The organism is Bacteroidia bacterium (assembly GCA_025056095.1).
Taxonomy (GTDB): domain Bacteria; phylum Bacteroidota; class Bacteroidia; order JANWVE01; family JANWVE01; genus JANWVE01.
In genome coordinates this window covers 1-3325 of sequence record JANWVW010000271.1, presented here as the reverse complement: position 1 = coordinate 3325, position 3325 = coordinate 1, and the positions used below count along the sequence as shown (strand labels likewise).

Sequence of the window (3325 nt, the reverse complement as noted above, 5' to 3'; positions counted from 1 at the left end):
GCGTTAGCGAAGCACCGAAGCGAAGCGCAGTGCGGAATGCCCCGACCCTTGCGTTAGCAAGGGGCACGCCCAAAAAACAAATCATAGCTTAAAATTTTATTTTCTATGCTGCCCATTACGCTTAACTCAATTTGATATAAGCCCGTTTTTTATCCTAAATGTCTATTTTTGCTATTTTTGCGGATATGAAACAAATTACTTTGCTTAGCTTAGTAGTGCTAAGCCTTTTCGCAGCTTGTCATAAAGCACCGAAACGGAAAATATACAACAAATCCCAAAGAATTGAAACAAAACAACAAAAAGAAATCCGACTTAGCAACCAAGATAGCGTAGGTACATATATTATCCACCTTAAAAATGCCGTACAGGGGACTAACTTATACACAGTTTATATCTCTGACAGCATCACTAAAAATATGGTTGCTTCATTGAGAGATAACGACGTAGTGTATATAGATGAAGTCAGCACACAAATTATTGATAATCGAGTAAGTTTTTTCCTAAAAGGCACAGACCAAGGTACAAAAATCAGGCATCATGAGCTTTTTTTATACGTACCTCAACAAGGTGAATTTGTAGAAGCTACAATCAAAGAAGAAATAAGCAGTCAAAAGTTTACTCTCACTTCTGAAACTTATACAAAATTAAAATCAAAAGCAGCACGGCAATTTATGCAAGAGAAAATCAAGTCCATGTTTCCGAACTTATCTGTCGTTGCACCAAGTTTCAAACCTATTGAAAGGAACTTGGCTTAGAGCAAGTATTGGTGTTTGTATTTATCGTATTTTTGCCCAAACCTAACACCGATATGAACTTAAAACAAATTTTGCTGCAAAAAATTCAGCAGCGCGGGGGCTGGGTTAATACACACGCCCACTTTGATAGAGCATATACTTTGGACAAAGAGTCCTTTAAGTTTGTCTATGCACCTTTGCGGCAAAAATGGGATATTGTAGACAAGGTAAAACGTGAATCTACCGTAGAGCAAATTTACACAAGAATGGTAAAAGCTACTGAACACATGCTTAATCAAGGTGTACAGGCTATAGGTACGTTCATAGATGTGGATGACGTAGTAAAAGATAAATCTATTAAAGCTGCGCAGATGCTTAGGGACAACTATGGTAAAGATGTAAAAATCAAGTTCATGAATCAAACTTTGAAAGGTGTGCTTTCCAAAGAAGCCCGCGAATGGTTTGATATAGGCGCTGAATTTGTGGATATTATTGGAGGATTACCTGCAAAAGATGCAGGGCGTGAAGCCGAACATTTAGATGTACTACTAGAAACAGGAAAAAGATTAGGTAAAATGGTTCATGTCCATGTAGATCAACTTAACACAGATGAAGAGAAAGAAACAGAGCTTTTAGCTCGCAAAACGATTGAACACGGTATGCAAGGGCGCGTAGCAGCTATACATTGCATTTCTGTAGCCGCTCATCCTAAGGCGTATAGAGAACATGTATATCAGCTTTTGCGCGAAGCTCAAATTATTGTCATTGCTTGTCCTATTGCCTGGATTGATCATCCTCGTACAGAGCGTTTAAGTCCCACTCATAGCGCTGTTACGCCCGTAGATGAACTCATCCCCGCAGGAATACGTGTAGCCCTTGGAGTAGATAACATTTGCGATGTCTATAAACCTTTTGCAGATGGCGACATGTGGATGGAATTAAAACTTTTGTTAGAATCCTGTAAATTGTACGACCTAGATGCCCTTGCCGATATTGCCACTACAAATGGACTGAGAGCCTTAGATATTGCTGTATAACCACCTCAATTTTAATGGATTATCCTGTACTTACCTTAAAACCAGGTAAAGAAAAGTCTTTACTCAACAGGCATATTTGGGTTTTTTCAGGCGCAGTACAAACACCACCTAACGACCTTCAAGAAGGTCAGTTAGTACAAGTCTACACTGCTACAGGTCAGTTTTTGTGCGTGGGGCACTACTATCCAGGCACAATCATGGTACGCGCCTTGAGCTTTGAAAAAGTCCCGATAAACTTAGCTTTTTGGCAGCAAAAAATATATTCAGCTTACAATATCAGAAAGCAGCTAGGCTTAACGAAGAACCTTGATACAAATGCATATCGTTTAATTCACGCCGAAGGGGATGGCATACCTGGCTTAATAGCAGATGTGTATGGCAATAACATTGTACTACAAGTACAACTAAAAGGTATTGCTGCCCATTTGCCCGAAATAGTAGAAGTATTAAGTCATCTGTATCCTAACTTACAATGCGTATATACTATGTTTGTATATGATGAAAGTCAGAACAGGTATATGTGGGGCGATAAGCCAAAAGATAAAGTCATCATTCGGGAAAATGGACATTCTTTCTACGTAGATTGGGAAAATGGGCAAAAAACAGGCTTTTTCATTGATCAAAGAGAGCATCGCAAATTGGTTGCTTCATACTGTCAAGACAAAAGTGTTTTGAATGCGTTTTCATATAGTGGAGGTTTTTCAGTGTATGCTTTGAAGGCAGGGGCACGTTTAGTTCATTCGGTAGATAGTGCCAAAAAAGCAATTAAAGAGTGTGAAGAAAACATATACCTTAATTTTGGTAATACAGAGCGGCATCAAAGTATTGTAGCCGATTGTTTTGACTACTTAAAAAACATGAATCATGAGTACGATGTGATTATTCTTGATCCGCCTGCTTTTGCTAAGCATCTCCGTTCTGTCAAAAATGCTTCTATTGGATACAAACAAATTAACTTACAAGCTTTACGGCGCATCCGCAAAGGTGGAATATTAGCTACCTTTTCTTGTTCCCAAGTGGTTGATAAGCAGCTTTTTAGAAAAATTATATTTAGCGCCGCAGTAGAATCAAATAGAAAAGTGCAAATTTTACACCAATGCACACAACCTGCTGATCATCCTGTCAATATCTATCACCCTGAAAGTGAGTATCTTAAAGGTTTGATATTATACGTAGAGTAAGCAAGTTAGCCAAATAGATAAATAGACAATTTTGTAACAGCTTGTTTGACAAAGCTTTGTATATGTTTGTTTGAAAAAATTGACATTTTACTCTTGACAAGAACAAAAATTCATATTATTTTTGCACTTGCTTTTCATGCGGTTTCGGGCGCGTAGCTCAGTTGGTTTAGAGCATCTGCCTTACAAGCAGAGGGTCGGGGGTTCGAATCCCTCCGCTCCCACGAAGAAATAGAGTAGAGTAAAGCACTAAACTGAGTAGGTTTAGTGCTTTTTATTTTAGATTTGAAAAAATAATTTCATTTTTTGGGCGTGCCCCTTGCTGAAGCAAGGGTCGGGGCATTCCGCACTGCGCTTCGCTTCGGTACTTCGCTGC

The 3325-nt window shown here is 38.9% G+C and carries 3 protein-coding genes and 1 tRNA gene; all 4 read left to right on the top strand.

What is annotated here, in order from left to right; translation table 11 throughout:
* Window positions 1-185: 185 nt before the first annotated feature.
* A complete protein-coding gene (locus tag NZ519_13210) occupies window positions 186-755 on the top strand; it encodes a hypothetical protein (GenBank protein MCS7029712.1) in 570 nt (189 codons plus the stop codon).
* A 53-nt stretch (window positions 756-808) separates the two neighbouring features.
* Window positions 809-1771 (top strand): amidohydrolase family protein, encoded by a 963-nt coding sequence (locus tag NZ519_13205; GenBank protein MCS7029711.1) that lies wholly within the window; start codon window positions 809-811, stop codon window positions 1769-1771.
* A gap of 14 nt (window positions 1772-1785) precedes the next feature.
* Window positions 1786-2952, top strand: a complete 1167-nt coding sequence (locus NZ519_13200; protein MCS7029710.1) for a class I SAM-dependent rRNA methyltransferase — start codon at window positions 1786-1788, stop codon at window positions 2950-2952.
* Window positions 2953-3098: 146 nt separating this feature from the next.
* Window positions 3099-3173: transfer RNA gene (locus tag NZ519_13195), tRNA-Val, on the top strand.
* The last annotated feature ends 152 nt before the right edge of the window (window positions 3174-3325 follow it).